This is a genomic window from Kitasatospora sp. CB02891, from assembly GCF_002803145.1.
GTDB classification, from domain to species: Bacteria; Actinomycetota; Actinomycetes; order Streptomycetales; family Streptomycetaceae; genus Kitasatospora; species Kitasatospora griseola.
This window is the reverse complement of the sequence record NZ_NNBO01000013.1, coordinates 57,609-82,143: the sequence shown is the minus strand read 5'-3', so window position 1 is coordinate 82,143 and position 24,535 is coordinate 57,609. Positions and strand designations below refer to the sequence as shown.

The 24,535-nt window shown below is 74.3% G+C and carries 23 protein-coding genes and 1 pseudogene; 6 read left to right on the top strand and 18 right to left on the bottom strand.

What is annotated here, in order from left to right:
* Nucleotides 1-66: 66 nt before the first annotated feature.
* From mycP to CG736_RS25985, 4 genes are all read right to left on the bottom strand, one after another.
* The gene (gene mycP, locus CG736_RS26000) at nt 67-1,500 is read right to left on the bottom strand and encodes a type VII secretion-associated serine protease mycosin (RefSeq protein ID WP_100588606.1); all 1,434 of its coding nucleotides are present in this window, start codon (nt 1,498-1,500) and stop codon (nt 67-69) included.
* 92 nt (nt 1,501-1,592) lie between these two features.
* Nucleotides 1,593-3,056 carry a WXG100 family type VII secretion target gene (locus CG736_RS25995; protein ID WP_100588605.1) on the bottom strand — a complete coding sequence of 488 codons (1,464 nt, stop codon included), beginning with the start codon at nt 3,054-3,056 and terminating at the stop codon, nt 1,593-1,595.
* A 64-nt stretch (nt 3,057-3,120) separates the two neighbouring features.
* On the bottom strand, nt 3,121-3,576 hold the full coding sequence (locus CG736_RS25990; RefSeq protein ID WP_100588604.1) for a hypothetical protein: 456 nt from the start codon (nt 3,574-3,576) through the stop codon (nt 3,121-3,123).
* Nucleotides 3,577-3,716: 140 nt separating this feature from the next.
* Nucleotides 3,717-4,406, bottom strand: a complete 690-nt coding sequence (locus tag CG736_RS25985) for an endonuclease V (protein WP_100588603.1) — start codon at nt 4,404-4,406, stop codon at nt 3,717-3,719.
* A gap of 240 nt (nt 4,407-4,646) precedes the next feature.
* Here CG736_RS25985 and CG736_RS25980 point away from each other — a divergent pair, with 240 nt between their 5' ends.
* Nucleotides 4,647-4,934 (top strand): hypothetical protein, encoded by a 288-nt coding sequence (locus CG736_RS25980; protein WP_100588602.1) that lies wholly within the window; start codon nt 4,647-4,649, stop codon nt 4,932-4,934.
* Nucleotides 4,935-5,061: 127 nt separating this feature from the next.
* On the opposite strand, the gene CG736_RS25975 is transcribed toward CG736_RS25980, so the two are convergent.
* The 3 genes and pseudogenes from CG736_RS25975 to CG736_RS39025 all read right to left on the bottom strand — a co-directional run.
* The gene (locus tag CG736_RS25975) at nt 5,062-5,745 is read right to left on the bottom strand and encodes an RDD family protein (RefSeq protein ID WP_100588601.1); all 684 of its coding nucleotides are present in this window, start codon (nt 5,743-5,745) and stop codon (nt 5,062-5,064) included.
* 122 nt (nt 5,746-5,867) lie between these two features.
* Complete coding sequence (locus tag CG736_RS25970; RefSeq protein WP_100588600.1) at nt 5,868-7,073, bottom strand: RDD family protein; 1,206 nt, start codon at nt 7,071-7,073, stop codon at nt 5,868-5,870.
* A 370-nt stretch (nt 7,074-7,443) separates the two neighbouring features.
* A pseudogene (locus CG736_RS39025) lies at nt 7,444-7,563 on the bottom strand (DUF2510 domain-containing protein); the annotation flags it as partial.
* A 450-nt stretch (nt 7,564-8,013) separates the two neighbouring features.
* Here CG736_RS39025 and CG736_RS25960 point away from each other — a divergent pair.
* The gene (locus tag CG736_RS25960) at nt 8,014-8,433 is read left to right on the top strand and encodes an SsgA family sporulation/cell division regulator (RefSeq protein ID WP_100588599.1); all 420 of its coding nucleotides are present in this window, start codon (nt 8,014-8,016) and stop codon (nt 8,431-8,433) included.
* A gap of 67 nt (nt 8,434-8,500) precedes the next feature.
* On the opposite strand, the gene CG736_RS25955 is transcribed toward CG736_RS25960, so the two are convergent.
* From CG736_RS25955 to CG736_RS25945, 3 genes are all read right to left on the bottom strand, one after another.
* On the bottom strand, nt 8,501-9,904 hold the full coding sequence (locus CG736_RS25955; RefSeq protein WP_232734185.1) for a glycosyltransferase 87 family protein: 1,404 nt from the start codon (nt 9,902-9,904) through the stop codon (nt 8,501-8,503).
* A 433-nt stretch (nt 9,905-10,337) separates the two neighbouring features.
* A complete protein-coding gene (locus CG736_RS25950; RefSeq protein ID WP_100588720.1) occupies nt 10,338-11,717 on the bottom strand; it encodes a HAMP domain-containing sensor histidine kinase in 1,380 nt (459 codons plus the stop codon).
* Between the two features lie 17 nt (nt 11,718-11,734).
* The gene (locus CG736_RS25945; RefSeq protein ID WP_100588597.1) at nt 11,735-12,439 is read right to left on the bottom strand and encodes a response regulator transcription factor; all 705 of its coding nucleotides are present in this window, start codon (nt 12,437-12,439) and stop codon (nt 11,735-11,737) included.
* A gap of 167 nt (nt 12,440-12,606) precedes the next feature.
* On the opposite strand from CG736_RS25945, the gene CG736_RS25940 reads away from it, so the two are divergent.
* From CG736_RS25940 to CG736_RS25930, 3 genes are all read left to right on the top strand, one after another.
* Nucleotides 12,607-13,212 carry a hypothetical protein gene (locus CG736_RS25940; RefSeq protein ID WP_100588596.1) on the top strand — a complete coding sequence of 202 codons (606 nt, stop codon included), beginning with the start codon at nt 12,607-12,609 and terminating at the stop codon, nt 13,210-13,212.
* Nucleotides 13,213-13,292: 80 nt separating this feature from the next.
* Nucleotides 13,293-13,787 (top strand): Lrp/AsnC family transcriptional regulator, encoded by a 495-nt coding sequence (locus CG736_RS25935; RefSeq protein ID WP_232734184.1) that lies wholly within the window; start codon nt 13,293-13,295, stop codon nt 13,785-13,787.
* 152 nt (nt 13,788-13,939) lie between these two features.
* The gene (locus CG736_RS25930) at nt 13,940-14,704 is read left to right on the top strand and encodes an IclR family transcriptional regulator (RefSeq protein ID WP_198520616.1); all 765 of its coding nucleotides are present in this window, start codon (nt 13,940-13,942) and stop codon (nt 14,702-14,704) included.
* Nucleotides 14,705-14,806: 102 nt separating this feature from the next.
* Here CG736_RS25930 and CG736_RS25925 read toward each other — a convergent pair whose 3' ends face one another.
* From CG736_RS25925 to CG736_RS25900, 6 genes are all read right to left on the bottom strand, one after another.
* On the bottom strand, nt 14,807-15,622 hold the full coding sequence (locus CG736_RS25925) for a S16 family serine protease (protein WP_232734183.1): 816 nt from the start codon (nt 15,620-15,622) through the stop codon (nt 14,807-14,809).
* 61 nt (nt 15,623-15,683) lie between these two features.
* Nucleotides 15,684-16,334, bottom strand: a complete 651-nt coding sequence (locus tag CG736_RS25920; protein ID WP_043914174.1) for an IclR family transcriptional regulator — start codon at nt 16,332-16,334, stop codon at nt 15,684-15,686.
* A 355-nt stretch (nt 16,335-16,689) separates the two neighbouring features.
* On the bottom strand, nt 16,690-17,067 hold the full coding sequence (locus tag CG736_RS25915; RefSeq protein ID WP_100588718.1) for a DUF2752 domain-containing protein: 378 nt from the start codon (nt 17,065-17,067) through the stop codon (nt 16,690-16,692).
* Nucleotides 17,068-17,147: 80 nt separating this feature from the next.
* Nucleotides 17,148-17,357 (bottom strand): TM2 domain-containing protein, encoded by a 210-nt coding sequence (locus CG736_RS25910; protein ID WP_100588717.1) that lies wholly within the window; start codon nt 17,355-17,357, stop codon nt 17,148-17,150.
* A gap of 242 nt (nt 17,358-17,599) precedes the next feature.
* Entirely contained in the window at nt 17,600-19,423 is a 1,824-nt protein-coding gene (locus tag CG736_RS25905; RefSeq protein WP_198520622.1) for a DEAD/DEAH box helicase, read from the bottom strand.
* Between the two features lie 184 nt (nt 19,424-19,607).
* Nucleotides 19,608-20,501, bottom strand: a complete 894-nt coding sequence (locus CG736_RS25900; protein ID WP_157815744.1) for an RNA polymerase sigma factor — start codon at nt 20,499-20,501, stop codon at nt 19,608-19,610.
* Between the two features lie 247 nt (nt 20,502-20,748).
* Here CG736_RS25900 and CG736_RS25895 point away from each other — a divergent pair, with 247 nt between their 5' ends.
* Nucleotides 20,749-21,243: an SsgA family sporulation/cell division regulator gene (locus CG736_RS25895; RefSeq protein ID WP_100588593.1), complete on the top strand. Its 495-nt coding sequence runs from the start codon at nt 20,749-20,751 to the stop codon at nt 21,241-21,243.
* Between the two features lie 35 nt (nt 21,244-21,278).
* Here the strand turns inward: CG736_RS25895 and CG736_RS25890 are convergent, their stop codons facing one another.
* A complete protein-coding gene (locus CG736_RS25890) occupies nt 21,279-21,899 on the bottom strand; it encodes a class F sortase (protein ID WP_100588592.1) in 621 nt (206 codons plus the stop codon).
* Nucleotides 21,900-21,990: 91 nt separating this feature from the next.
* Nucleotides 21,991-24,522, bottom strand: coding sequence for a phosphatidylglycerol lysyltransferase domain-containing protein (locus CG736_RS25885; RefSeq protein ID WP_100588591.1), 2,532 nt, complete (start codon nt 24,520-24,522; stop codon nt 21,991-21,993).
* Nucleotides 24,523-24,535 lie beyond the last annotated feature (13 nt).

The window sequence follows — 24,535 nt, the reverse complement described above, 5'->3', positions numbered from 1 at the left end:
CGCACAACGGCTCCCCCACGAACGGCCGAGCCGTTCACAGAGGAGCCGTCGCGACAACGAGCCCCGTCACCGCTGGTACGGATTCCCCCCGGCCGGCGGTTGCTGCGGCGGGTAAGGCGCCTGCTGCGGGTACGGCGACTGCGACTGCGGGTAGGGCGGCTGCGGCGGGTAGCCCTGCCCCGGCTGCGGCTGCTGCCCGTAACCGGCGGGCCCCGGCTGATGCGGCGGATACCCGTAGCCGGGGCCACCACCGGGACCGGCCGGACCACCGGGGCCACCGGGGCCGTTGCCGCCGCTCTTGGAACGGCGGACCAGCAGGACGATCACGACGATGACGATCAGGCCGAGGACGCCGCCGCCGACCGCGATCAGCATGCCGTTACTGCTCTTGGAGTCACCGTCCGCCCGCGGGGTGGTGGAGTCGCCACCGGCCTGAGGTGACTTCGCGGGATCCGTGGCGCCCGAGCCGGGGGTCTTGGTGGACGAACCATCGCCCGAACCCGCGCGGTTCAGCAGCGGATTCTCCTTGGACCCGTTGTCCACCTCGGGGTTGGGGGCCAACGCTGCGGACGGAGATGCGACGCCGTACCCGTACTGGTTGTTCGGGAACGTTCCCTTGTTCGGCAGCTTCACCGCGCTCTTGATCATCCGGTTGATGACCTGGCCCGCCGACAGGTTCGGGTACTTCGACCGCACCAGTGCGGCAATCGCGGACACGTACGCGGTGGAGTCGGACGTGCCGTCGCCGGTGCTGTACCCCTGCTTCCCGTTCGCGCGGTAGATGTTGACGCCCGGAGCGGCGAGCGTCAACTGAGGTCCTGTGGTCGACTTCGGCCACAGATCTCCGCTGTCCGAAATCGCACCGACCACGACCACTCCGGGGAAGGCTGCCGGATAGCGAATCTCCGCACCCGCGTCATTCCCGGAAGCGGCAACAAGGACTACGTCCTTCTGGAAAGCGTAATTGATCGCATCCTGGTATCCGTCGTCAAATTTGGTCCCACCGCCGAAGGACATGTTGATGACCTTCGCGCCCTTGTCGACCGCATAACGGATGGCCTTGCCGAACTCCGTTCCGTCGCCGGTCTGGATATTCAGGCCGGTGCCGACGTGAATCTTCACGGGGAGAATCTTGGCTTTGGGCGCGAGGCCCATGATTCCCGCGCCATCACCGTGCCCATGCCCCGCAATGACGCTGGCCATGCCGGTCCCATGGCCATCGGTATCAGTCCGCCCGTCCTTACCAGGACTTGTGAAGTCGGTGCCTTGAAGAACCTGGCCGGTCAGGTCGGGATGTTCTCCAACGCCGGTGTCGAGGACCGCAACGATCACCCCGTCGCCCTGGCTGATCGGCCAGACCTTCTCGGCCGCACTGTAGCTGTCCAGCGCCCACTGCCCGCTACGGATTTCGTCCGCAGCCGCAGGCCCCGCGCTGACACCCCAGACCAAGGCCCCCGCAGCGAGCACGGCCAGACCGCGCACGGATCGGCTGATCGTCAAGCCTCGTCACCCCACTCGTTGAAGCGGCCGCCCCGCAGACCATCGGATCTGCGGGACGGCCGGCCGTGTTCGACAGTTCTACTGACCGAACGTCATTCCACCACGTTCGGGTTGACCTGATCGCCGGATGCCCAGGTTTCCTCGTCCTCGACGAGGTAGTCCGGGCGGTCCTTGCCGCGCTTCTTGTCCTTCTTGCCGGCCTGGCCCTGGCCGCCCATGCCGCCGCCGTGCCCGGCACCGGCCTGTCCCGGGCCGCCGGCCTGGCCGCCCGCGCCGCCCTGACCGAGGCGGTTGCGGCCGATACCGGAGCCGCCTTCGGTGAACGCCCGCCCGCCGGCGGCGGCGTGGGTCGACTCACCGATCACGCCGCCGGCCTTGCCGGCCAGGTTTCCACCGGAACGCGCACCGATGCCGGTACCGCCCGCACTGCCGCCGCCGCCCAGGCCACCGCCGGAACGTGCCCCGGCACCTGCGGTACCACCAGCACCGCCGCCTGCACCGGCACCCGGACCGCCGCTGCCGCCCAGACCGCCGGAACCGAAAGTGCCGGCCTTGGAGACGCTGTTGCCGCTGAACCCGGCACGGCTGGTGCCGATACCGGAGCCGCCACCGAGCAGTCCACCTTCACCACGGCCGATCGGGCCGCCGCCCACACCGCCGGCCGGACCGAGCCCGCCTCCGCCGGACGGACCGTGGACCCCACCGGCTCCTCCGGTGCCGCCGATCGTCCCGGTGCCCCCTCGGACACCGCCATTGCTGCCCAGAGTGCCGTCAATGGCCGTACCCGGGCCCTTCGGCTGCGGGACTGCGTTGGCCGTACCCCCGGAGATGCCCGGATCGGTCGGCCGGACCACGACCTGCTTCAACTTCGGCGCTTGAGGCGTGCGGCTGCTCACCGGGCTCTGGCTCGAGGTGCGCGATCCGGCGGAACCGGTCGCCCCACCGTTCGGCGCAGCGATTCCGGCCCCGATGCCCATGATCAGAGCGCCAAGGGCAGAGCTACCACCGTTGTCCGGCGGCTGCAGATCCTTGGTGTCGTCAAAGCCACGGGGCGGTGGCTTCAGATAGTTCGTCGTGGCGCGGTAACTCGCTGCCAGCGTCTGCATCACGGTGACCGCTTGCTGCTTGCGGGTGTCCGCGATGGCGGTGCGGGTGTCCTCGTTGTCGATGCCGACCGTCTGCTGGGCGGTGTCGCTGATCGCGTCGCCCACCTTGTCCCAGAGCCCGGGCTCCTCGGGCATGTCGCGCTTGGCCTTGTCGATGGCCTCGGACATCATCTCCAACGCGTTGGCAGCGTCGTTCGAATAGGCCGCGACGTTGTTGACGGTGTTGGCGAGCGTGGTCATCCGCGAGTAGAACGCGTCGCTGGTGTCACCCTGCCAGGAGTCACTGGCGTCGGCGGCCGCAGTGTTCAGCGCCGTACGGATCTGCTTCAGCGTGTCGGTGGCGCGACGCCAGGGATCGGCGGCGGCCATGACCGCGCCGGAGTCCATGGACTGGACCATGCCGCGCATCTGGCCGTGGCTGTAGGAGTTGAAGTTGGTCATGTCGGTCACGATTGGCTCCCCTCACACCGAACAGTGGCTCGGCCGTCACCCGGTGCCGTTGTGTGTCGGACGATCAAAACTTCGGCCTCGGTTCTCCGCTGCCCGCCGGCGACACGTTCCCGACCGGCGGTACGGCCTGCGGCGCCGCCGCGGTGCGCTGGGTCGAGGTCACGGGGATGGGGGCCACAGTGGACCAGCCGTCACTTGCCAGCTTCAGGTGCTTGCTGGCGTTGTGTTCCTGCTCCTCGTAGTTGTTCGCGGTCCGGTCCGCGTTCTGCTGCGCCTGGTCGATCGACTGCTGGATCTGGTCGAGGACCGACCTCAACCCCTCCCGCATGTCGCCGTACTTGGAGTGCAACGCCGCAGCCTCCGGAAACGTGCCGAACGCCGCCGGGCTCAACCCCGTCTGGCCGTGCACCTTCGCGCCGCCCGCGCCGTCCTCGAACTCCTTGAGCAGTCCTCGGACTTGCGTCGCGAACGCGCGCAGGCTGTCGACCTCTACCTGGTAGCCCTTGCCGCCTGTGCTCATGTATTCGTACCTCCCCCGTACCTGCTGCCCGCTGGACTGCCCGCTCGACCGCCTGGGGCCCGATGGAAAATTGGCTCCAGTCCATATGTCTAACACATGGAACGGTCCGTCAAAACGCCCCCTGGTGAAGGGAGGTGGGGTCAGGGGGTGGGGACGGTGGCGGCAAGGGCCCGGCGGCAGAGGGAGTCGGCTCGGCGGGTGGTTTCGGGGAGGCGGTAGGAGGGGGTGAGTGCGAGGGTGACGGCGGTGGCTTCGGGTAGACCGATGCGGTGGCCGACGGAGAGGAAGACGGGCTTGACGCCCTGCCGGGTCCGGACGGCGCGGCCGACCGTCTCGGGGCCGTCGAGGAGCGGGGACCAGTCGCCGCGGCGGTCGCCGGGCGGCTCGTGGGTGAAGGTGAAGGGGGTCTTGGCGATCCCGAGGGTGGGCAGGCCGGTGTGGACGCCGAGGTGGCTGGCGAGGCCGAGGCGGCGGGGGTGGGCCAGGCCGTAGCCGTCGCAGACGACCAGGTCGGGGGTGCGGGTGAGCCGGGACAGCGCGTCGAGGACGGCGGGGAGCTCGCGGAAGGCGAGCAGTCCGGGGAGGTAGGGGAAGGCCACCCGGCCGACGGCGGTGACCTGTTCGACGACGTCGAGGGTCGCGTAGTCGAGCAGGACGGCCGCGGCGGCGACCACGTCGCGTTCGTCGTCGTAGGCGACGTCGACGCCGGCGATCAGGGTGCCGGGGCGGCGCGGGGGTTCGGGGCCTTCGGGGACGACCAGGGGGCGCAGGCGTTCCTGTTCGGCGCGGGCGGCTTCCGCGGTGGTGGGCCAGTCGGCGGGGACGGTCACGGCGACTCCGGGCGGGTCGGATACGGGTGGCACGGGGCGGCCACCCACCCCGGTGTTGTCCGTGTGCACGCTATCGCTCGGGGCTGCGGGGCGGAGACCGAGGGCCCGGCGCCGAGCGGCGTGAGCCTGTGCGCCCCCTGTGCCCCCGATCAGCTCAACTCCCAAAGGCTAGGCTGAACTTACCGAACGGGCCGGAGAAACCCGACCCGGGCCCAGTCCCCGCGCGAAGGGTTGGCCGCCATGACGCGCCCCACCGCCCCGTCGTCCCGCGCCGTCCGCCCGTCGGCCGCCGCCCGTCCCGGCCCGGTCCAGGTGGTTCTCGGCGCCCTGATCGCGACGACCGCCGCAGTGGTCCTGCTGGCCGTGTCCGGCGAGACCGGCGTGTGGCGGGTCGCGGTGCTGGTGGCGTTCGCGGTCGCGCTCGGGACGCTGTCCGCCGTCCTGCTCACCACCCGTCCGCGGGTACCGGCCGCCGCCGCCCCCGCGCCGCCGGCCCGCCGACCCGAATACGCCCACCAGTCCCGGTAGCCGCGCCCCCGGAACCGGTGGCCGGACGCAGCGACTCCCGGGCCCGCGGCAGGTCGATGGCTGCCACGGGCCCGGGGCCCAAGAGAACCCGGCCCGAGAGAACCCACCACGCCGAGCCGGGCGCCCGTCAGGCGGTGGAGACCACCACCGTCTTGGCGGCCTTGTCGTGGATGCACTGGCGGTAGGGCTTGTCGAAGACGCCGAACAGGCCGTCGACGGGCCACCAGAGGCCGCCGCAGCAGAGCAGGGCCGGAACGACGAAGGTCGCGGCGCGGGTCCAGGCGGCGCCGGCGGTCGGGGACGAGCCGTCGGCGAGCATCGCGACCCGGACCTTCATCAGCTTCTTGCCGAGGGTCTGGCCGTCCCGGCTGAGCATCAGGCCCTGGTAGACCAGGAAGAGCAGGTAGCCGAGCCAGGCCGAGCCGACCCAGCCGTCCTGCCGGCCGAAGTTGACGAACGGCAGCAGCACCAGGACGGCGACCGCCTCCACCATGATCCAGTCGACCACGGTGGCGACGATCCGTGCGCCCCAGCCGCCGAGCGCGGGCATTCCGGGGATCGGGCCGGGGCCGGGCGCGCCGTAGGGCGAGCCGTACGGGTCGCCGGGGGGCGGGGTCTGACCGGGCGGGGGGCCGTAGCCGGGCGGCCGGTTGTCGTAGGGGGAGCCCGATCCGGGCGGCGCACCGTACTGGCCACCGTAGCCGGGCGGCGTGTCGTACGGGCTGCCCGCCGACGGCGGCTGCTTGTCGAAGGAAGGCTTGCCGCCCTCCTCCTCCGGCTCGGTCCCAGAGGGGTCGTCGTGGGTGCTCATGGCACGAGTAGAACACCGCGATTACTACGATGTTGGGACATTTACTCCGTTTCCGTCCCTTTCGACGACCGTCGACCGAGCGGCCGACGGCCCGGACCGGGAGCACGCCGGGTAACCCGCCGTCAGCGCCGCACCACCCGCACCACCCGGGTCCGGGCCACCCGGTCGTGCCAGCCGCGTCGGGCCGGGCGGTCCAGCAGCGGCGGGAACAGGCCCACCAGCAGGACGGTGCCGAGCCCGCCCACCAGCCAGCGCAGCAGCGCCCGTCCGAAGCCCGGCGGACGGCTGCCGCCCGCGGCGACCACCCGGATCCGGGCCAGCCGCTTGCCGAAAGTCTGGCCGGTCCGCGCGACGGGCAGCACGTGGTAGAGCAGGGCGAACAGCAGCAGCACGCCGAGCACCACGCCCAGCCGGCCCAGCACCACCTGGTCCAGCAGCCACACCTGGTGCTGCCGACCGGTCAACCGGGCGGCCAGCTGCGCCTGGGCGATCTTCTTCTGGACGTGCGCCGAGACCGTGGCCGCCATCGGCACCGCGACGGCCGCCCCGACCACGAGCGTCACCGCCCCGTCCACCAGCCACCCGAAGGTCCGCGCCGCGAGCCCCGCCGGGACGGGCGCCGGCGCGGCCGCCCGGCGCTGCTTCCCGCCGTCACCGCCGCGCACCCGCGCCACGGGACGCTCCGCGGCCGGGGCGACCCGCGGCCCCGCCTCGCGCTCGCGCGGCGGCCGCACCCGCTCGCTGGTGACGTGGGCCGCCCGCGGCTCCCGCGCGGCCCGCTCCAGAGGGGACTCGACGGCCTCGTCGAGCGCCGCATCGACGCCCCAGGACACCCGCCGCGGCGCCTCCCCGGTGTCCATCAGCCCGCGCTGCGCCCGCGGGTCCGCCCGCCAGCCCGTACCGGCGGCCGGCTCGGCGTCGTGCGCCTCCGCCGCCGGCGCGCCCGGGCCCGAACGCGCCTCCCCCGCGCTCCGTCCGCGCAGCGGCTCGTGCGGGGCCGGCCGCTCGTGGGCCGGCCGCGGCTCGTACAGCGGCCCGGGCGCGGCCGACATCCCCACCGAGCCGTCGCCGCCCGCCCCGCCACCGCCGCCGTGCCAGGGCGTCCCGCCGAGCGGCTGGGCGGGGCGCGGCGCGACCTCCTCCACGATCACCGGCTCCTGAACCGCGCCCTGAACCGCCTCGCGCACGGCGTCGTGAACCGCGTCCAGCACCTCGGCCGCCTCCGGGGCTTCGCGGCGCTCCCGGACGGCACGCGCCTCCCGCCCGTCCCCCACCGGCCCGCGCGGCGCCACCACCACCGCCTCGGGTACCGGCGCCGCCTCCGGCACCGGGGCAGGGGCCGGGACCGACACCGGGCCCAGGCGCAGCGCGGCGGCGGTGGCCCAGGACTCCGCGGCAGCGGGCTGGAGTCCGTTGCCGGTGACGGCCCAGGGGGCGGGCTCGACGGGGCGCAGCGGCGCCGTCCCGGTGCGCGGGCGGATCTCGACCGCGGCGGGCGGGGGGTTCCACCGGATCGGGGTGGGCGGGCATGTTGAACGCGGTGTGGGCGCCGGTCTCGTCGAGGTAGATCGGGCCGGTCTCGATCAGCGGGCCGGTGGGCGCGACAGGGGCGAGGCCGGGCGGGACGCTGTAGGGCGGCGGGCCGATGTAGCGGGCGACGAAGCGCGGGGGCTGGAGCTGTTCGCCGGGGGCGGGGGCGGCCCGGCTGGTGCCGGGGACCCAGGCGTGGCCGGCCCAGTAGCGGACGAAGCCGGGTACCGAGGGGTCGGGGTAGTAGCCGGGTGCCCCGGCTTCGGCGGGCACGGTCGTGCCGAGCATCGGTGCTGCGGTGGGGAGCCGGTCCGTCATTGCCTCTTCCTTCGTACCGGCACCGCGGCGTGCAGGTGTGCGGATGTGCGCAACAGGGCCGCCGCGGGCGGAGAGTCGCCGGGCAGTCACAAAGAGTAGTACCTGGAGGGGCCCGGTCCGCCCGGTTCATCGGAACTCGTGAAACGGGTGGAACGGGACGGACTCGAGTGGTACGGCGCGAGTCCTGGGAGTCGGGTCGGTCGCGCCGGGGCCGCGGTCGGCCGGTTCGGTGTCCTGCCCGGTGTCCTCTCCGGAACAACCGGGGCGGCGGGGAAAAGGTTCTGCGGAAAGTCCGTCGGAAAAGTTCTCGGAAACCCGTGTAAGAGTGCGCGGCGCCCGCCCTCTCTCCGGGTGTGCGGCCGATCGGCGGCCCCACGCGGAGGCGAGCGGCCTCACACGGAGGCGAGAGGGTGAGCGGCCATGGCCGGACAGTCGACCGGAGTGGTGGAGCAGGAGCTGGAGCTGGAGCTGGTGCTGTCGCCGGAGCGCAGCGTCCCGGTGCCGGCGCGGTTGTCGTACGGGAGCCACGACCCGTTCGCGGTGTACGTGACCTTCCACCTGGACAGCGGGACGCCGGTCACCTGGGTGTTCGCCCGTGAGCTGCTGGTGGAGGGAACGTTCCGGCCGTGCGGCCAGGGCGACGTCCGGATCTGGCCGACCCGCGCGGGGCGGCGCAGCGTGCTGTGCATGGCGCTGAGCTCGCCGGCCGGCGACGCGCTGCTGGAGGCGCCGCTGCCCACCGTCGCGGCATGGCTGGAGCGGGCGCACCGGCTGGTGCCGCCGGGCGCCGAGCTGGAGGCGATGGACCTGGACGGCTCGCTCGCCGAGCTGCTGGCATGACGGCCTGGGCCGAGAGCCGCGCCGATGAGCGCACCGGGGCCCGCGCCCGCCCCGGTCGCGTCGGTGCTCAGTGGGTCGCGGGGGCCTTCTGGGTGCCGGTGCTGCCGAGCCCGTCGAGGTCGGCGCGCGGGGCGGGGAGGCGGACCAGCGGGGCGCCGGCGGCGCGGCGGCGGGAGTGCACGCGCAGTGCGGCGACGGCCAGGAAGCACAGGCCGAGCAGGGGGTAGACGGAGGCGGGGGCCTGGCTGAGGAGCGGCAGGTGCAGGTCCAGGTCGCCCTTGTGCGGGACGATCCACATCGCGAACGAGAGGAAGCCGAGCAGGGTCAGGCCGAACACGATCCGCCAGCGGAAGCGCCGGACGGCGGCGGGGCGGGAGCGTTCGTGGGCGGCCTCGGCGGCGAGCAGCACCAGCATCGGCACGCACCACACCCAGTGGTGGGTCCAGCTGATCGGGGAGATCAGCACGGCCGTGACCAGTGCGGCGCACACGCTCCAGGCGTCGGCCCGGGGCGACCAGCGGGCGCTGCGGTGCGCCCAGACGGCGATGCCGAGGCCGGCGACGGCGACCAGGGCGGCGAGCGCGGTGGCGGGCAGTCCGGGGTTCTCGGTGTGCAGCAGGCGGGCGACCAGGCCGCTCAGCGACTGGTTGTCGACGATGACGGTCTTGCCGACCCGGGTGGAGTCGAAGAGGTACTCGGTCCAGAAGCCCCGGGTGGCGTCCGGCAGGACCAGCGCGCCGATCAGGAAGGTGCCGACGAAGGCGGCGCCGGCCACCAGGGCGGCCCGGATCCGGCCGGTGATCAGCAGGTAGACGGCGAACAGGCCGGGGGTGACCTTGATGCCGGCGGCGAGGCCGATGGCGAGGCCCTTGGAGCGGGCGTGGTCGGAGCGGGTGAGGTCCCAGAGGATCAGGCAGGCCAGGGCGAGGTTGATCTGTCCGTAGCGCAGGGTGGTGAAGACGGGTTCCAGCCAGACGCCCAGTCCGGTGATCAGGATCACGCCGACGGGGCGCAGTTCGCGGCGCGGCCAGCCGACCAGCTTGAAGGACAGGTGGGCGAGGGTGGCCAGCAGCAGCAGGTTCCCGAGGGTGACGGCGACCCGCAGGAACGGGATGCCGAACCAGGTGGTCGGCACGAACAGCATGGCGGCGAACGGCGGATAGGTGGCGGGCAGGTCCCACTCGGTGACCCGGAGCGCGTACAGGTCCTGGCCGTGGGCGACGGCGGCGCCCTCGGCCCGGTAGACGATCATGTCGACCATCGAGGTGCCGACGAAGTGCCGCAGGACCGCGTAGCCGAGCAGGGAGACCAGGGCGACCGCGCCGGCGATGCGCAGCTGTCGCCGGGGGGCGGCGCGCAGCGCGGCGGTGATGTCGGCGAGCAGGCGGGCGGGTGCGGTGAGGGCGCGCTGCCAGGCGGGGACGGGTGGTTGTTCGGGTCCGCCGGAGGGTGTGGCGCGTCCTGCTTGCACCGTGGTCACTGTGTTGCTCCGTCCGCCGTCGACCTGCGCTGGGTCAGCAGCCGACACTACCCGACCTCCCGGTTCGCGCCACCGGTCACGATCGTCGCGGGGCGCGCCCGGGAGGCGCGGGTCCGGTCGCGGTCGCCCCGGGCTCCCCGCCGGGGGCCTGCGGCGCGGTCACGGGGAAGGGTGACCGTGCGGGTTCGGCCCCGGCCCGGGGCGACCGCCGGTTTCGGGTGGCCGCGCTCCCGGGATGCGGCCCGCCGATGCGGACGGTGATCGGCGTGCGGCCGACCCTAGCCGCGTCGGCGGGCCGCAATCGCGCGGCCGGGGCGGCATCAGGCGCCGCTGAGGCGGTACTAGGGAGTACTTAAGGAAGAGGAGCGACACCAGCTGTCGCCCCCGCGGTAACAGCTGCTGTGTCGGTGTCATCGGCCCGTGGTCAGTCCTTGCGGATGAGGCGGCCGGAGCGGCGCCGTTGCTGGCGCGGCAGTTCGACTTGGGTGCGGGTGTTGAGCCGCACCCCGATCTCGGCGCCGCCGAGGGCGGCGGAGCGGCCGAGGGCGACGTCGCCGCCGGTGCTCTCGGCGAGTTTGCGGACGATGTCCAGGCCGAGGCCGGTGGAGCCCTCGCCGCCGTGGCCGCCGCCGCGGCGGATCGCCGGGGCCGGGTCGGCGAAGCCCGGTCCGGCGTCGCCGACCAGGACGGTCACCCCGTCCTCGGTGACGGTCAGGTCGACGGCGAACGCGGTGCCGACGGCGGTGTGCCGGAACACGTTGCCGAGCAGCGCGTCGACGGCGGCGGCCAGGTCGCCGCGCTGCACGGGCACGGGCGCCGGCTCCTGGCCGCCGGCCAGCTGCCAGGGCCGGCCCTCGTCCTCGGCGAGGGCGGACCAGAACGCGACGCGTTCGCGGATCACTTCGACGGCGTCGCAGCCGAGGACGACCGGCGGGGCGTCCACCGGGTCCCGGCGGGCGGTGCGGATGATCTGGTCGACCTCGCGTTCGAGCTGGGCGACGGCGTGCCGGGTGGCGTCGGCGGCGTCGCCCGCGCCGAGGGCGGCGGCGTTGAGCCGGAGCACGGTGAGCGGGGTGCGCAGCCGGTGCGACAGGTCGGCGGCGAGCTCCCGTTCGGCGGCGAGCAGGTGGACGACGCGGTCGGCCATGGCGTTGAACGCGTAGGCGGCTTCGCGGAGCTCTTCGGGTGCGCCCGCCGCCTCGGGCCCGTCGACCGGGACCCGGACGGCGAGGTTGCCGGAGCCGAGCGAGCGGGCGGCGGTGGCGAGGCGGCGGGCGGAACGGACGATTCGGGCGCCCATCCGGTCGGCGACCCCGACGGACACCGCGACCAGGGCGAGCGCGACGCCGGAGAGCACCAGCCAGGCGGTGCCGACGCCGCGCGACAGATCGGCGTCGGCGACGAACACCTCGACCATGGCGACCCGGCCGTTGTCGACGGCGACCGGCTGGAGCAGCGCGTAGCCGCCGGCGGTGCGGACGGTGCCGCCGCGGGAGCGGCCCTGGGTCTCGGCGGAGCCGAGCTGCCCGGCGTCGACCCGGGTGTGGCCGACCACCGGGCCGCCGGGCAGGTGGACGGCGAGCCGGTCCTCGGCGCCGGCGTCGGTGGAGGCCAGGGCGCGGGCGATGGCGTCCTGGTCGGTGGTGATGGCGAGCGCGGGGCCGAGGGCGGCGGCCTGCCGTTGGGCGGCGGTGAAGGCCCGGTCGCGGGCGGTGTGCTGGACGACCAGGCCGAGCGGGATGAGGAACGCCAGCGCGACCATGACGGTGCCGGCGACGGCGGCCTTGACCATCGCCCAGCGCAGCGAGCGGAGCAGGCGTTTCACGGCGCGCACCCGACCGGTTCCGAGGGCGCTTCCAGCCGGACGCCGACGCCGCGCACGGTGTGCAGGTAGCGCGGGCTGGAGGCGGTCTCGCCGAGCTTGCGGCGCAGCCAGGACAGGTGGACGTCGATGGTCTGGTCGCCGCCGTAGGTCTGCCGCCACACCTCGGCGAGGATCTCCTTGCGCGGGACGACCACGCCGGGCCGGCCCGCGAGGAACGCCAGCAGGTCGAATTCGCGCCGGGTGAGGTCGAGCCGTTCTCCGTCGAGCAGGGCCTCCCGGCGCTGCGGGTCGATGGCGAGGCCGCCGACCCGCAGGATCTGAGGGGCCATCAGCGAGCCGCCGCCGAGCCGGCGCAGCACGGCGGCCATCCGGGCGGTGAGGTGCTCGCCGGAGAACGGTTTCACCAGGTAGTCGTCGGCACCGTCGTTCAACAGCCGGACGATCTCCGCCTCGTCGTCGCGGGCCGTGGAGATGATGACCGGTACGTTGGTCAGTCCGCGGATCATCTTGAGCGCCTCGCTGCCGTCCAGATCCGGCAGGCCCAGATCGAGGATCACCAGGTCGCAGCCGACCTGGGCGACTTCCCGCAGCGCCTCCAGGGCGGTGCCGACGGAGCGCACGGCGTGGCCGGAGTCGGCCAGATGGCGGATCAGGGCGGAACGCACAAAGGGGTCGTCCTCGACCACAAGCACTGTTGCCATGGGGCTGCACGGTACGGCATCGCGACCAACTGGTCTGTACCTTGGGTGGCCCTGGCGGGCCCGGGCGAGTGTCTGACGGGTCCTCTGGGGGCGTGATCTGCAAGGTTGCTGAGGATTGACCGGGGCACTGACCTGCTCGTGACCTGAGTACGGCAGGATGGCCCGCGATGCGGAGCGGATGGGTTCAACTGGGCGCCTGGACGGCAGCCACCGGGGCGGCGGTGGCGCTGTCCTGGCTCGGCGTGCACGCGGTGCTGGCCGACACGGTGTTCGAAGGCCCGGTGGCGCTTCCGCTGCCGTCGGCGGCCTCGCCGGAGCCGGGGACGGCGGCGACCGCGCCGCCCCCCGCGGCGACGGGCGCCCCGCCGACCGACCCGGGCGCCTCCGGCGGCCCCGGCGGCCCGGGTTCCGCCGGCGCCACGGCGACCCCGCGCCCCGGTCCCGACCCGGACCCGCCCGCGAACCCGGGCGGGGGTCCGAGCCCGAGCCGCGGTCAGGCCTCGCCGTCGCGCAGCACCGCGGCGATCCGCGCCACGCCGAGCAGCACGACCGGGACGGTGAAGAGCTACCTGATGCCGGGCGGCCGGGTGGCGCTCGACATCCGGGAGCACGACGTGCAGCTGGTGTCGGCGACCCCGGAGGCGGGCTGGGCGATGCAGGTCTGGCACGGCGACCAGTGGCTGCGGGTCAACTTCAGCAAGGACGACCGGGTCTCCTACCTGATCGTGACGTGGAACGGCTACCAGCCGGACGTGCAGGTCGTCCCGGGGTGACGTGCGGCTCAGTGGGCTGACGGGCGGGCCGCGCCGCCCCCACAATGTCGGTCGACGCCCGCACCACCGAGGAGCCGCCCGTGCCCCCGCAGCCCGATGCCATCGACGCGCTGGACGGAAGACTGATCCGGCTGCTCGCCGAGGAGCCGCGGATCGGGGTGCTGGAGTGCTCGCGCCGCCTGCAGGTGGCGCGCGGCACGGTGCAGGCCCGGCTGGACCGGCTGCAGGCGCGCGGGGTGATCGGCGGGTTCGGCCCGCAGGTGGACCCGGGGGCGTTGGGCTATCCGGTGACGGCGTTCGCGACGCTGGAGATCTCGCAGGGGCAGGGCACGGTCGTGCGGGCGCACCTGGCGGCGGTGCCGGAGGTGCTGGAGCTGCACACCATCACCGGTCACGGCGACATGCTGGTGCGGATCGTGGCCCGGTCGAACGCCGATCTGCAGCGGGTGATCGACCGGGTGGTGGGCTTCGACGGGATCGTCCGAGCGTCCACCGCGATCGCCCTGGAGAACCCGGTGCCGTACCGGATCCTGCCGCTGGTGGAGCAGGCCGCGGGGGCCGCGGACGGGTCCTGACGGGGGCCGCCCCGGGCGTCCGGGCGTGTCCGCAGGTGACGAACGCCGCGTTATGACATATGCCTATGGCTCGTGCAGGCAATGAACGCAAGTGTGAACCCCGGGGCCGCCCCCGGTCCGCCGTCCGCCCTCCGCGCCTCCGGGGCGCCGCGGTGAAGCGGGGCGCCGAGGCGCCCACCCTGATCGCCTCCGCGCAACGCGCCCTGCGGCTGCTGGAGGCCGCCGCCCAGCACCCGGCCGGCGCCACCGCCAAGCAGCTCGCCCGGGACACCGGGCTGGCCCTCGGCACCACCTACCACCTGCTGCGCACCCTGGTGCACGACCGGTACCTGGAGCGCCGCGAGGGCCGCTACCGGACCGGGCCCGCGGTGCTGGGGCTGAGCGCGGAGGCCCCGGACGGGCCGGAGGCCGGGCGGATCCGGCTGGACCGGATGCTCCGCCGGATCGCCCACGAGCTGAACGCCGCCGTGCACTACGCCCGGTACAAGGACGGCGAGGTGGAGCTGGTGGCCGCCCGGGCCGCGCCCGGCACCGCCACCGCCGACCCGGCGAACTTCCGGTCCGGCGCGCACGCCCACGCCAGCGGCAAGACCCTGCTGGCGCTGCTGTCCGCCGAGGAGCGCCGGGAGTACCTGGCGAGCCACCCGATGGTGCCGTTCACCCCGTACACCCTGCGGCAGCCCGCCCAGCTGCCGCTGCTGCCCGGGCCGGGGCCGCGGCGGGCCGCGCCGATCACCCAGTACCAGGAGTACCAGCTGGGTCTGGTGGGGGCGGCGGTGCCGATCGTGCTGGGCAGCGAACTGGCGGCGATCGCGGTGGCGCTGCCGCTCTCCCAGGCGCACCGGTTGACCGCGGTGGCCGGGAAGCTGCAGGCCCGGGTCGGCGAGGACCTGGCGACCGCGGCGTTCGGCGTGTAGGCCGGGCCTGCGGAGCGCCCGGCGGGCGGCCCGCCGCGGCGCCGCGGCGGTTCAGCAGTGCAGGACGTCCGGCCGGGCGCCCCGACGCGGCGCCGGGGCGGTTCAGCAGTGCGGGACGGCACCGCCGTCGTGCAGCGCCTGGAGGGCGGCGACCGACTCGGCGAGGGTGTCCACCGGGACGAGCTGCAGCCCGTCGGGGGTGTTGACCTTGGCCTGGGTGCACTCACTGCGCGGCAGCAGGAACACGGTGGCTCCGTCGCGGGCCGCCGCCTGGGTCTTCAGCGGGACGCCGCCGACCGGTCCGATCCGCCCGGCCGAGTCGATCGTGCCGGTGCCGGCCACGGTCCGGCCGCCGGTCAGGTCGCCGCCCCGGCCGTCGCCGGCGATCTTGTCCACGATGCCCAGGGCCAGCATCTGGCCCGCGCTGGGGCCGCCGATGTCGCCGAGGTCGATGGTGACCTTCACCTGGTCGGGCGACAGGTGCAGGTAGCCCAGGGCGGCCGTGGTGGCGTCGTCCCGGGACTGCGTCATCTGCTGCTGCGTCACCTCGTTGGCCTGCTTCGGGTTGCTCTGCGGGTAGACCTCCTCGGTGGGCACCACCACCTGCTCGGGGTCGACCCAGGCCCGCAGCGAGTCCCGCAGGGAGTTGCGGTGCCCAGGCTCGGTGGCCGAGATGGTGACCATCCGCAGCTGGCCCTCGGTGGTGCGCTGCTGCGCCCCGGTGATGGTGATCACCGGCCGGCCGTTGTACCTGCCCAGGGTGTCTGCGGTGATGCCGGGCGACTCCACCGTGTAGGGCAGCGGCACGAACGCGGCCACCGCGAACAGTGCCAGCACCGGCAGCGCGCACAGGGCGAGGGCGCGGCTGCGCGGGGCGGTCAGGGCCGTGGGCAGGTTCTGGAGAGGCACACCCCGCATCCAAACACACCGGGGCCGCCGCCAGGGACGGCCGCGCGGATCGGCCCGGCCGCGGCCGGGTTCAGCGCAGCGCGTCGGCGACCTCGGTGGCGGCCTCCACCACGCGCGGGCCGACCCGCTCGGGCACCAGGCCGTTGAGCATCACCACGCCGACGCTGCCCTCGATGCCGCTCAGGCCGATCAGCGCAGCGGCGGCGCCGCAGGCGCCGGACTGCTCCTCGGCCCGGGTGATCACGAAGCCCTGTTCGGGGCGGCGCTGGCCGGGGAAGCCGCGGGCGTCCAGGATCGCCCGGCCGGCCGCGCTCTCGGTGAGCGGGTGGCGCAGGCCGGTGCGGTAGGCGACGTGGAAGTCCGTCCAGGTCGGTTCGACCACGGCGACGGCGAGCGCCTCGTTGCCGTCGACCAGGGTGAGGTGGGCGGTGGCGCCGAGGTCCTCGGCGAGCGAGCGCAGCGCGGGCAGCGCGGCCTCGCGCAGCAGCGGGTGCACCCGGTGGGCGAGGCGCAGCACGCCGAGGCCGACCCGGGCGCGGCCGCCGATGTCGCGGCGGACCAGGCCGTGCTGTTCCAGGGTGGCCAGCAGGCGGTACACCACCGTGCGGTTGACGGCCAGTCGGGCGGCCAGCTCGGTCACCGTCAGCCCGCGCTCGGAGTCGGCGAGCAGTTTCAGTACTCGGACACCTCGGTCCAGAGTCTGGGAGGTCTCAGCAGTCACGAACGCCAGGTCCTTTCCGCGGCGAATCCGACCCTACGGCACAACTACCGTTGGCTGCACAGGAATTGATCACACGCCAGCGGGGGTGTCCGGCGTGGGAGACCGGCCTCGGCGTCGTCGGCCGGTCGCAGGGCTCCGCGGTTGTCCGACCGGCCTGTGGGGTGGGGGGCCCGGACGGGATTGGGGAGACGCTAGTGAACGGGAGGTGCGCTGCGGAAGTGGTTGTTCAAAATCCGGTCCACATCGTTGGAAAGTCGCGATGAAAAAACGGACAAGACACCCAAAATTCCGGCCTTGACCGCTCTGGTGTTCGATATCTGACCGGTAGCCGGACACCGCCTCCCGGCGGCGGGGGTCAGAGGACGTTGCGGCCGACGGCCCAGAGCGCGGCGGCGACGAGGATCGCGGTGACGGCACGCGGCCCGAGGCGCAGCTTCCAGTGCCGGCCGGCCAGCCCGTGCCGCAGCCGCACCAGGTACCAGGCGGCGACGAAGGGGAGCGCGAGCAGCAGCGCGGCGTTGTCGTGCCAGGCGGCGAGCAGGTCGCCGTGCATCAGGTCCCAGACCATCCGGGTGCCGCCGCAGCCGGGGCACTGAAGGCCCGTCAGTCGGCGCCAGGGGCAGAACGGCAGGGCCTGGCCGGGCAGGTGCGGATTGCGGGTGTAGAGGTAGCCGGCGGCGGCCAGGCCGGCGGCGAGCAGGCCGAGCGGGGCGGCGGCGGGATGCCGCAGCAGCGCGAACGGCGAACGGCCGGCGCCCCCGCCGCGGGTGTCCGCGGGGCGGGGGTGCCGGCCGTTCTCCTCGGCGTGCAAGGTCAGCTGCGCAGCAGACGGCCCTGGGCGTCGGTGCGGGTGTCGCTGACCAGGAAGATGATGCCGTCGATCAGCGCCCAGAAGCCGAGGCCGCCACAGGTGAGCAGCTGGGCGATGCCCATGCCGATGTGGCCGGTGTAGAAGCGACCGATGCCGAAGCCGCCCAGCAGGATCTGCAGGATTCCGGCGACGACCTTGGACTTGTCGGACATCTCGGGGTTCTGGTTGGGGTACGCCACCGTGGGCTCCTCTTAGCAGTGCGGGCCGGAGCGTCGGGCGGGACGGCATCGGCAGGTCGACCGCATGCCGAGGCGCACCACACATGAGTGTTGGTCCCCCCAGCACCGGCACGCGGAAGATTAGCGGATCGTAGGACCGCTCGTCTCCACACTTCCTTCGCCAAGTCCCGCCGCGATCTCCTGACGAGCAGTCAACCTCCGCCCGGGCGCCCCGATCAGCCCGTGGTCGCCCACTCCCGAATTCGGCCGATCCGCGCCTTCAGCTGGTTGGCGGTGGCCTGCGCGGTGAGCGGCCCGCCGCACTGGCGGCGCAGCTCGTTGTGGATGGTGCCGTGCGGCTGGCTGGTGCGGTGGTGCCAGGCGGCGACCAGCGCGTTCAGCTCCTTGCGCAGTTCGCGCAGCTCCTGGTGGGTGACGACCGGGCGCTCCTCGGCAGGCAGTTCCAGCAGGTCGGCCTCCTCGGCGGGACGGGCCTTGGAGCGCTGGATCTGCCGGTGCTGACGTTTCTGCAGCAGCATCTGCACCTGGTCGGGTTCGAGCAGGCCCGGGATGCCGAGGTAGTCCTCCTCCTCCTCGCTGCCGGGGTGCGCCTGCATGCCGAACTCCATGGCGTTGTACAGCACCCGGTCGAAGACCGCCTCGCTGCCCAGCGCCTCGTAGGAGAACTCCTCGCTGCCGGTGTCCGGCCCGTCGTTGGCCTTCTCGGCCTCGGCGAGCAGCCGGTCCTCCTCGTCGAACAGGCCCTCGCCGTCCTTCTTCGGACGGTCCAGCACGTGGTCGCGCTGCAGCTCCATCTCGTTGGCGAAGCCGAGCAGCATCGGGATGGTCGGCAGGAACACCGAGGCGGTCTCGCCGCGCTTGCGGGCGCGCACGAAGCGGCCGACGGCCTGCGCGAAGAACAGCGGGGTGGAGATCGAGGTGGCGTACACGCCGACGCACAGCCGGGGCACGTCGACGCCCTCGGACACCATGCGGACCGCGACCATCCAGCGCGAGGTGCCCTCGGCGTAGTCGGAGATCCGCTTGGACGCCTCGGTCTCGTCGGAGAGCACCAGCGAGACCTTCTCGCCGGTGATCTCGCGCAGCATCTTGGCGTAGGCGCGGGCCACCGTCTGGTCGGTGGCGATCACCAGGCCGCCGGCGTCCGGGATGCCCTTGCGGACCTCGGTCAGCCGCCGGTCGGCGGCCTGGAGCACCGCCGGGATCCACTCGCCCTGCGGGGCCAGCGCGGTGCGCCAGGCCTGGGCGATCAGGTCCTTGGTCATCGGCTCGCCGAGCCGGGCCTCCAGCTCGTCGCCGGACTTGGTGCGCCAGCGCATGTTGCCGGAGTAGCTGAGGAAGATCACCGGGCGGACGACGTGGTCGGCGAGCGCGTGCCCGTAGCCGTAGGTGTAGTCGGCGACCGACTTGCGGATGCCGTCGCCGCCCGCCTCGTACTGGACGAACGGGATCGGGTTGGTGTCCGAGCGGAACGGCGTACCCGTCAGCGCGAGCCGGCGGGTGGCGGGCTCGAACGCCTCGAAGCAGGCCTCGCCCCAGGACTTGGAGTCGCCGGCGTGGTGGATCTCGTCCATGATCACCAGCGTCTTGCGGGCCTCGGTGCGGTTGCGGTGCAGCATCGGGTTGACGCCGACGCCCGCGTAGGTCACCACGATGCCGTGGAAGTCCTTGGACAGCGGGCCCGAGGAGTACGCCGGGTCCAGCCGGATGCCTATCCGGGCGGCGGCCTCGGCCCACTGCTTCTTCAGGTGCTCGGTGGGCGCGACCACGGTGACCTGCTGCACCAGGTGGTTGTGCAGCAGGTAGGACGCCAGGGTCAGGGCGAAGGTGGTCTTTCCGGCGCCCGGGGTGGCGACTGCGAGGAAGTCCCGGGGCTGTTGCTCGATGTACTTGTCCAGGGCGCCCTGCTGCCAGGCGCGGAGCTTGCCCGCGGTGCCCCAGGGGGCACGGCCGGGGAAGGCCGGGGAGAGGTGCGCGGCGGCGGAGGTGCCGGTGGGGCGGGGGTGGAGGCTGTCGGCGTGCGAGAACAGCGGGGACATCGAGGAGGAGGCGGCGGTAGTCACGGTCTCCGAACGGGGTCGTCGCAGGTCAGGGCCGGTTTGGGGCCCGTCTCCCGCGGTCGGCGGGCGGTCGTGGAACCCGCCCAGCCTAGCCCCTTCCGGGGGGCGGACCACGGCGTTGCCGAGGTCCTGTGGCGCGCGTCCCACTCCGGTCGCGCGGCCCTCACCACACCTTCACGCGGCACGGCCGGCCGCTCACCGTGAACACGTCCGGGACGGCGTACGGGTCCGTCGCGGCGCCCGTGAAGCCGGCCTCGACGCCGGCGCCGGGCTGCGCGGCGACCCGGTGGCCCGCCCCGCACCCGGGCTCGCCGTCGCGCTGCCCCGCGACGCCCGCCGGGGGCCCCAGCAGCGCGGCCAGCAGCGCCAGCGCACCGCCCGCCAGCCCGGCCAGGCCCAGGTTGACCCGGCGCAGCAGGGCCAGCCGGCGCCGGCAGTCCGCGCAGTGCGGCAGGTGCCGCTCCACCCGCTGCCCGGCCCGCCGTCCGGCCCGGCCGCGGGCGCGCCCGGCCAGCGTCGCCCAGTGCCCGGCGCAGGACGGGTGGTGCGGGCTGCCCGGGTAGGCCCGCAGGTAGGCCAGCCGCAGCCCCTCGCGGGCCCGGTGCACCAGCACCGCCGCCGCGCCGCGCCGCACCCCGAGCCGGGCCCCGATCTCGCCGGGCGGCAGCCCCTCCACCTCGGCCAGCCACAGCGCGTGCGCCCACCGCTCGGGCAGCTGGGCGAGCAGCCGGCGCATCCGGTCGGTCTCGGCCACCCCCGCGGCCGGGTCGCCGCTCTCGCCGCCGGGCACGTCCGGGACGGCCTTCTCGCGCACCGGGGCGGCGGCCAGGTGGCGGACGGTGGTGGCCAGGTAGGCGCGCGGGTCCTCGATCCGCTGCCCGGCGGCCAGCCGCCGCCAGACCCGCAGGTGGGCCTCAGCGACCAGGTCCTCGGCCCGCCAGTGGTCGCCGCCGGTGAGGAGGCCGGCGTAGCGCAGCAGGCCGGGGTGGTGGCTGCGGTAGACCTCGGTGTACGCGGCGAGCGACCGGCGCTCGGCCGTCCGCACTGACGACTCCACGATCTCGTCCCCCTGCCCCGGTCGGACCGGCGGCGGCCCGGTCGATTCCTGCGATCCTGCCCGGGCGGCCGGGCCGCGGCGCACGACACCCCCGCACTCGACGACCGAAATGCCGGATTCATCCCTGCCGATGTGGCGCAGATCACTCGAAAGGACCCCAAAACCGGTGTAATTGCTCCTGTCCCTTCCGACTCTTCAGTCACGGAAGGCGACACCGGTCGCACCCCCACACTCCGGAGGAATCGTCGTGTCCGCAGCCCCTGCACCGATCGAACAACACACCCAGGCCCGCCTGATCCTCGGCTCCCACCGCTCCGCCCTGCTCCGGGTCGCCCTGCGCTACCGCTGCGAGGACCCGCTGGCGGTCCGGATGGCCTTCCCCGCCGAGTACGCGCTGGACGCCGACCCGTACGACCCCCACGGCCCCTACGACCCGAGCGACCCGTTCGACACCGCCGCCGCCCCCGCCGACCGGTCGGCGCCCGACATCGAGTGGGTGTTCGCCCGCCAGCTGCTCTCCGCCGGCCTGGAGCAGCTGGCCGGCGAGGGCGACGTCCGGATCCGGCCCGCGTTCGGCATGCGCACCATGGTCGAGCTGCGCTCCCCGGAGGGCGTCGCGCTGCTCCAGTTCGCCCGCGCGGACCTGCGCCGCTTCCTGTGGCGCAGCCACCTGGCCGTCCCGGAGGGCCAGGAGCTGCGGCACCTGGACTGCGACCGGGCGCTCGCCCAGCTGCTGGCCTGAGCTCCCGCCAGGGGCAGGCGCTCACCGGGCGGCCGTCAGGCCCGTTGAGTGCGCACCAGGTGTGCGTACACCACCACGTTCCCGTCCCAGCCGCCCTCGCGGGTGTAGGCGCCCCCACAGGTGATCAACCGCAGCTGGGCATCGGGAGTGGCCGTGTACACCTTGGCGTCGGGGAACTCCCGCTTCGGGTAGATCTCCACGCCGTCCACCTGGAACCAGGCGGTGGCCCGGTCGGCCCGGGCGACCTCCACCTGGTCCCCTCTGCGCAGCGCACCCAGGCGGTAGAACACCGCCGGGCCGTGTGCGGTGTCGACGTGCCCGGCCAGCACCGCCGCGCCGCTCGACCCGGGGGCCGCGCCGTCCCGGTACCAGCCCGCCAGGTTGCCGTCCGCCCCGGGCGGCGGCTCCAGGCGGCCCTCGCCGTCCAGGCCCAGCGGGCCGACGGGGGCGTCCACCCCGAGCACCGGGATCCGGACCCGCACCGGCGGCGAGGACGGCAGTGGCGGCACCGCGGGCCCGACCGGCGTCCCGTCGTAGGCCTGCGCGGCGACCGGGGCCGGCGGCAGCACGCCCAGCACTCCCCCGTGCAGCAGCCAGGCCCCCGCCACGATCGCCCCCGCGGCCAGCGCCGCCCTGCTCCATGCCCGCTCGCCCACCGCACCCTCCGCCCGCGCCGAACCGCTGCGCCCAGTCAACCGATCGCCGCCCGCCCCGGCACGCCCGGCGTTCCGCCCGGGTGACCGGCCGTCAGGTCCGCCCCGCCGGGCGGCCGCGGCGCAGCCGGGGGCGGGTCAGGAAGCCCTCGGCGAGGGCGGTGGCCAGGCCGATCGCGGGCAGTTCGGAGGGCTTCTCGTACAGCACGTACCGGGGCTGCCAGTGCGGGCGGTAGCGGGCGTTGGCCCGGTACAGCGACTCCAGCTGCCACCAGCGCGACAGGAACCGCAGCACCCCGCGCCACAGCCGCAGCACCGGCCCCGCGCCGATCCGTTCCTCGAACACCTCGCGGAACATCGCGAAGTTCAGCGACACCCGCCGCACCGCGGGCTCGCCGCCCCGGGCGTGTTCGAGCAGCCTCGCCACGGTGTACTCGACCAGCCCGTTGTCGGACTCCCGGTCGCGGCGCATCAGGTCCAGCGACAGCCCGTCCGCGCCCCACGGGACGAACGACAGCAGGGCGGCGGTCCGGCCGGCCTCGTCGCGGCACTCGGCGATCAGGCAGTCGCCGTCGGCGGGGTCGCCGAGCCGGCCCAGCGCCATCGAGAAGCCGCGTTCGGTGCGGCCGTGCCGCCAGGCGTCAGCGAGCCGCACCAGGTCGGCGAACTCCTCGGCGGGAATGTCCCGGTGGCGGCGGACCACCACCCGGTACCCGGCCCGTTCGACCCGGCGGCAGGTCTGCCGCAGGCCGCGCATCTCCCGCCCGTCCAGGGTGAACCGGGCCGGCTCGACCACCGCCTCGTCGCCGAGGTGCAGCGCCCGCAGGCCCGCCACCCGGGCGTACACCGTGCCGCCCTGCTCGCCCGCGCCGGTGACGGCGGGGATCCAGGCGTGCGCGCGGGCCAGCCGCTGCCACTCCTCGATCGCCTGCGGCCACGCCTCCGGGTCGCCGAGCGGATCGCCCGAGGCCAGCGCCACGCCGTTGACCACCCGGTAGGCGACGGCGGCCTTCCCGCTCGGCGAGAAGCACGGCGACTTGTCGCGGCGCAGCGCGAAGTAGCCCAGCGAGTCCCGCCCGCCGTGCCGCTCCAGCAGCCGACGCAGCCTCGACTCGTCCTCCGGGCCGAGCTGTTCGGCGCCGAGCGGGGAGCGCAGCAGGATCCGCAGGGTGAGCAGCAGCAGGGCGGTGCCGAGCAGGTTGAGCGCGAGGTCGATCCAGCGCGGCACCTCCACGCCGCCGACCTTGACGACGCCGGAGAGGGTGACCAGCCGCAGCAGCCCGTACCGGGCGGCCTCGCCCCAGTCCGGCACGCCGTCGGTGTGCCCGAGCCGGACGGCGACCGCGCCGAGGGCGGTGAGCAGCGCCCCGCCGACCACCAGCACGGCGGCCGCCAGCGGCACGTTGCCGCGCCCGCCGCGCACCCGGAACACGGGGCGGCTCAGCAGCAGCGCCAGCAGGACGGCGAGGGTGAGCGCCGCCGAGAACCAGTTGAACGGGTGCGCGCGGAACTCCGGGAAGGCCAGCGCCAGCCCGTACAGCCCGGCGTGCGCCAGCACGACGACCAGCGCGGCGATCCACGCGGCGCGCTTGCGGCGGCGCAGCATCACCGCGAGCAGGCCGGCCAGCAGCGCGGTGGTGAACCCGGAGGTGACCAGAACCGGCGTGAAGTACTCGCCGCGGTCGACCCGCTGGACCTGCGCGCGGAACGGCGCGACGACCGCGCCGAGCAGGTCGATCAGGGTGACGATCCGCAGGTACCACTGGACGAACGCGGCGCAGCGCAGCCGCCACGGCGCGGGCGGCGGCGCCTCGGCGACGGCGGGCGGCGGGACGGCCGGCGGCGCGGCAGCCGGCGCCACCGGCGCGGGTCGCGCGGGTTCGAGGTCGACGTCGGGGGTGCCGGCCACCAGGTCGTAGACGGCGGTCTTCGCCGCGACCAGGCGGCGGTGGATGCGCTCCTCGCGCCGCTCGGCGCGGGCCAGCCGGCGGGGCCGGGACCGGTAGCGCCAGCGGGCCCACGGGCTCTGCGGCCGGGCCAGCCGCACCGCGCCGACCAGGGCGAGCGGCCAGAGCATGATGCCGAGCAGGCCCGTCCAGGTCTTGCCCTTGAGCAGGCTGACCACCACCAGGGCGAGCAGCCCGCAGGCCCCCGCCAGGGTGGGCCCGTCGGGGTGCCGGGCGAAGCCGCCGAGCGGGAGTTCGCCGAGCAGCAGCAGGCCGATGGTGGCGACGGCGAGCATCACGGCGTCCACCGAGGTGCGGCCCTGGGTCGACCAGTAGACGTCCTTCAGGTGCAGCACCAGCGCGAACTCGTCCAGCACCAGGCCGCAGCCGACCCCGAACCCGAAGCCGAGCAGGTTCCACCAGGAGCCGCCGTCGCCGCGCACCGCGAACGCGGCGACGCCGCAGATCAGCAGCAGGGCCTGGCCGAACACCACGTGGTGGATGTGCAGCCCGCCGGGCGTGACGTTGCCCGGCCACCAGCGGACCTGGGCGCGGATCAGCCGGGTGCTGATCCGGATGAACAGGAACGACAGCACCAGGCCGAGCAGCAGCAGGAACAGCGGCTCCCGTCCGGTGTCGACGATCCGGTCCCGGTAGGCGTCCAGCAGCGACTGCCACATCGGCGGGTGCGTC

What these genes read in the sequence shown, in the direction of transcription:
- CG736_RS25990 (WP_100588604.1), bottom strand. Translation starts at nt 3,576, where the DNA reads ATGAGCACAGGCGGCAAGGGCTACCAGGTAGAGGTCGACAGCCTGCGC.
- CG736_RS25980 (WP_100588602.1), top strand. Translation starts at nt 4,647, where the DNA reads ATGACGCGCCCCACCGCCCCGTCGTCCCGCGCCGTCCGCCCGTCGGCC.
- CG736_RS25975 (WP_100588601.1), bottom strand. Translation starts at nt 5,745, where the DNA reads ATGAGCACCCACGACGACCCCTCTGGGACCGAGCCGGAGGAGGAGGGC.
- CG736_RS25960 (WP_100588599.1), top strand. Translation starts at nt 8,014, where the DNA reads ATGGCCGGACAGTCGACCGGAGTGGTGGAGCAGGAGCTGGAGCTGGAG.
- CG736_RS25945 (WP_100588597.1), bottom strand. Translation starts at nt 12,439, where the DNA reads ATGGCAACAGTGCTTGTGGTCGAGGACGACCCCTTTGTGCGTTCCGCC.
- CG736_RS25940 (WP_100588596.1), top strand. Translation starts at nt 12,607, where the DNA reads ATGCGGAGCGGATGGGTTCAACTGGGCGCCTGGACGGCAGCCACCGGG.
- CG736_RS25925 (WP_232734183.1), bottom strand. Translation starts at nt 15,622, where the DNA reads ATGCGGGGTGTGCCTCTCCAGAACCTGCCCACGGCCCTGACCGCCCCG.
- CG736_RS25910 (WP_100588717.1), bottom strand. Translation starts at nt 17,357, where the DNA reads ATGTCCGACAAGTCCAAGGTCGTCGCCGGAATCCTGCAGATCCTGCTG.
- CG736_RS25905 (WP_198520622.1), bottom strand. Translation starts at nt 19,423, where the DNA reads ATGTCCCCGCTGTTCTCGCACGCCGACAGCCTCCACCCCCGCCCCACC.
- CG736_RS25885 (WP_100588591.1), bottom strand. Translation starts at nt 24,522, where the DNA reads ATGTGGCAGTCGCTGCTGGACGCCTACCGGGACCGGATCGTCGACACC.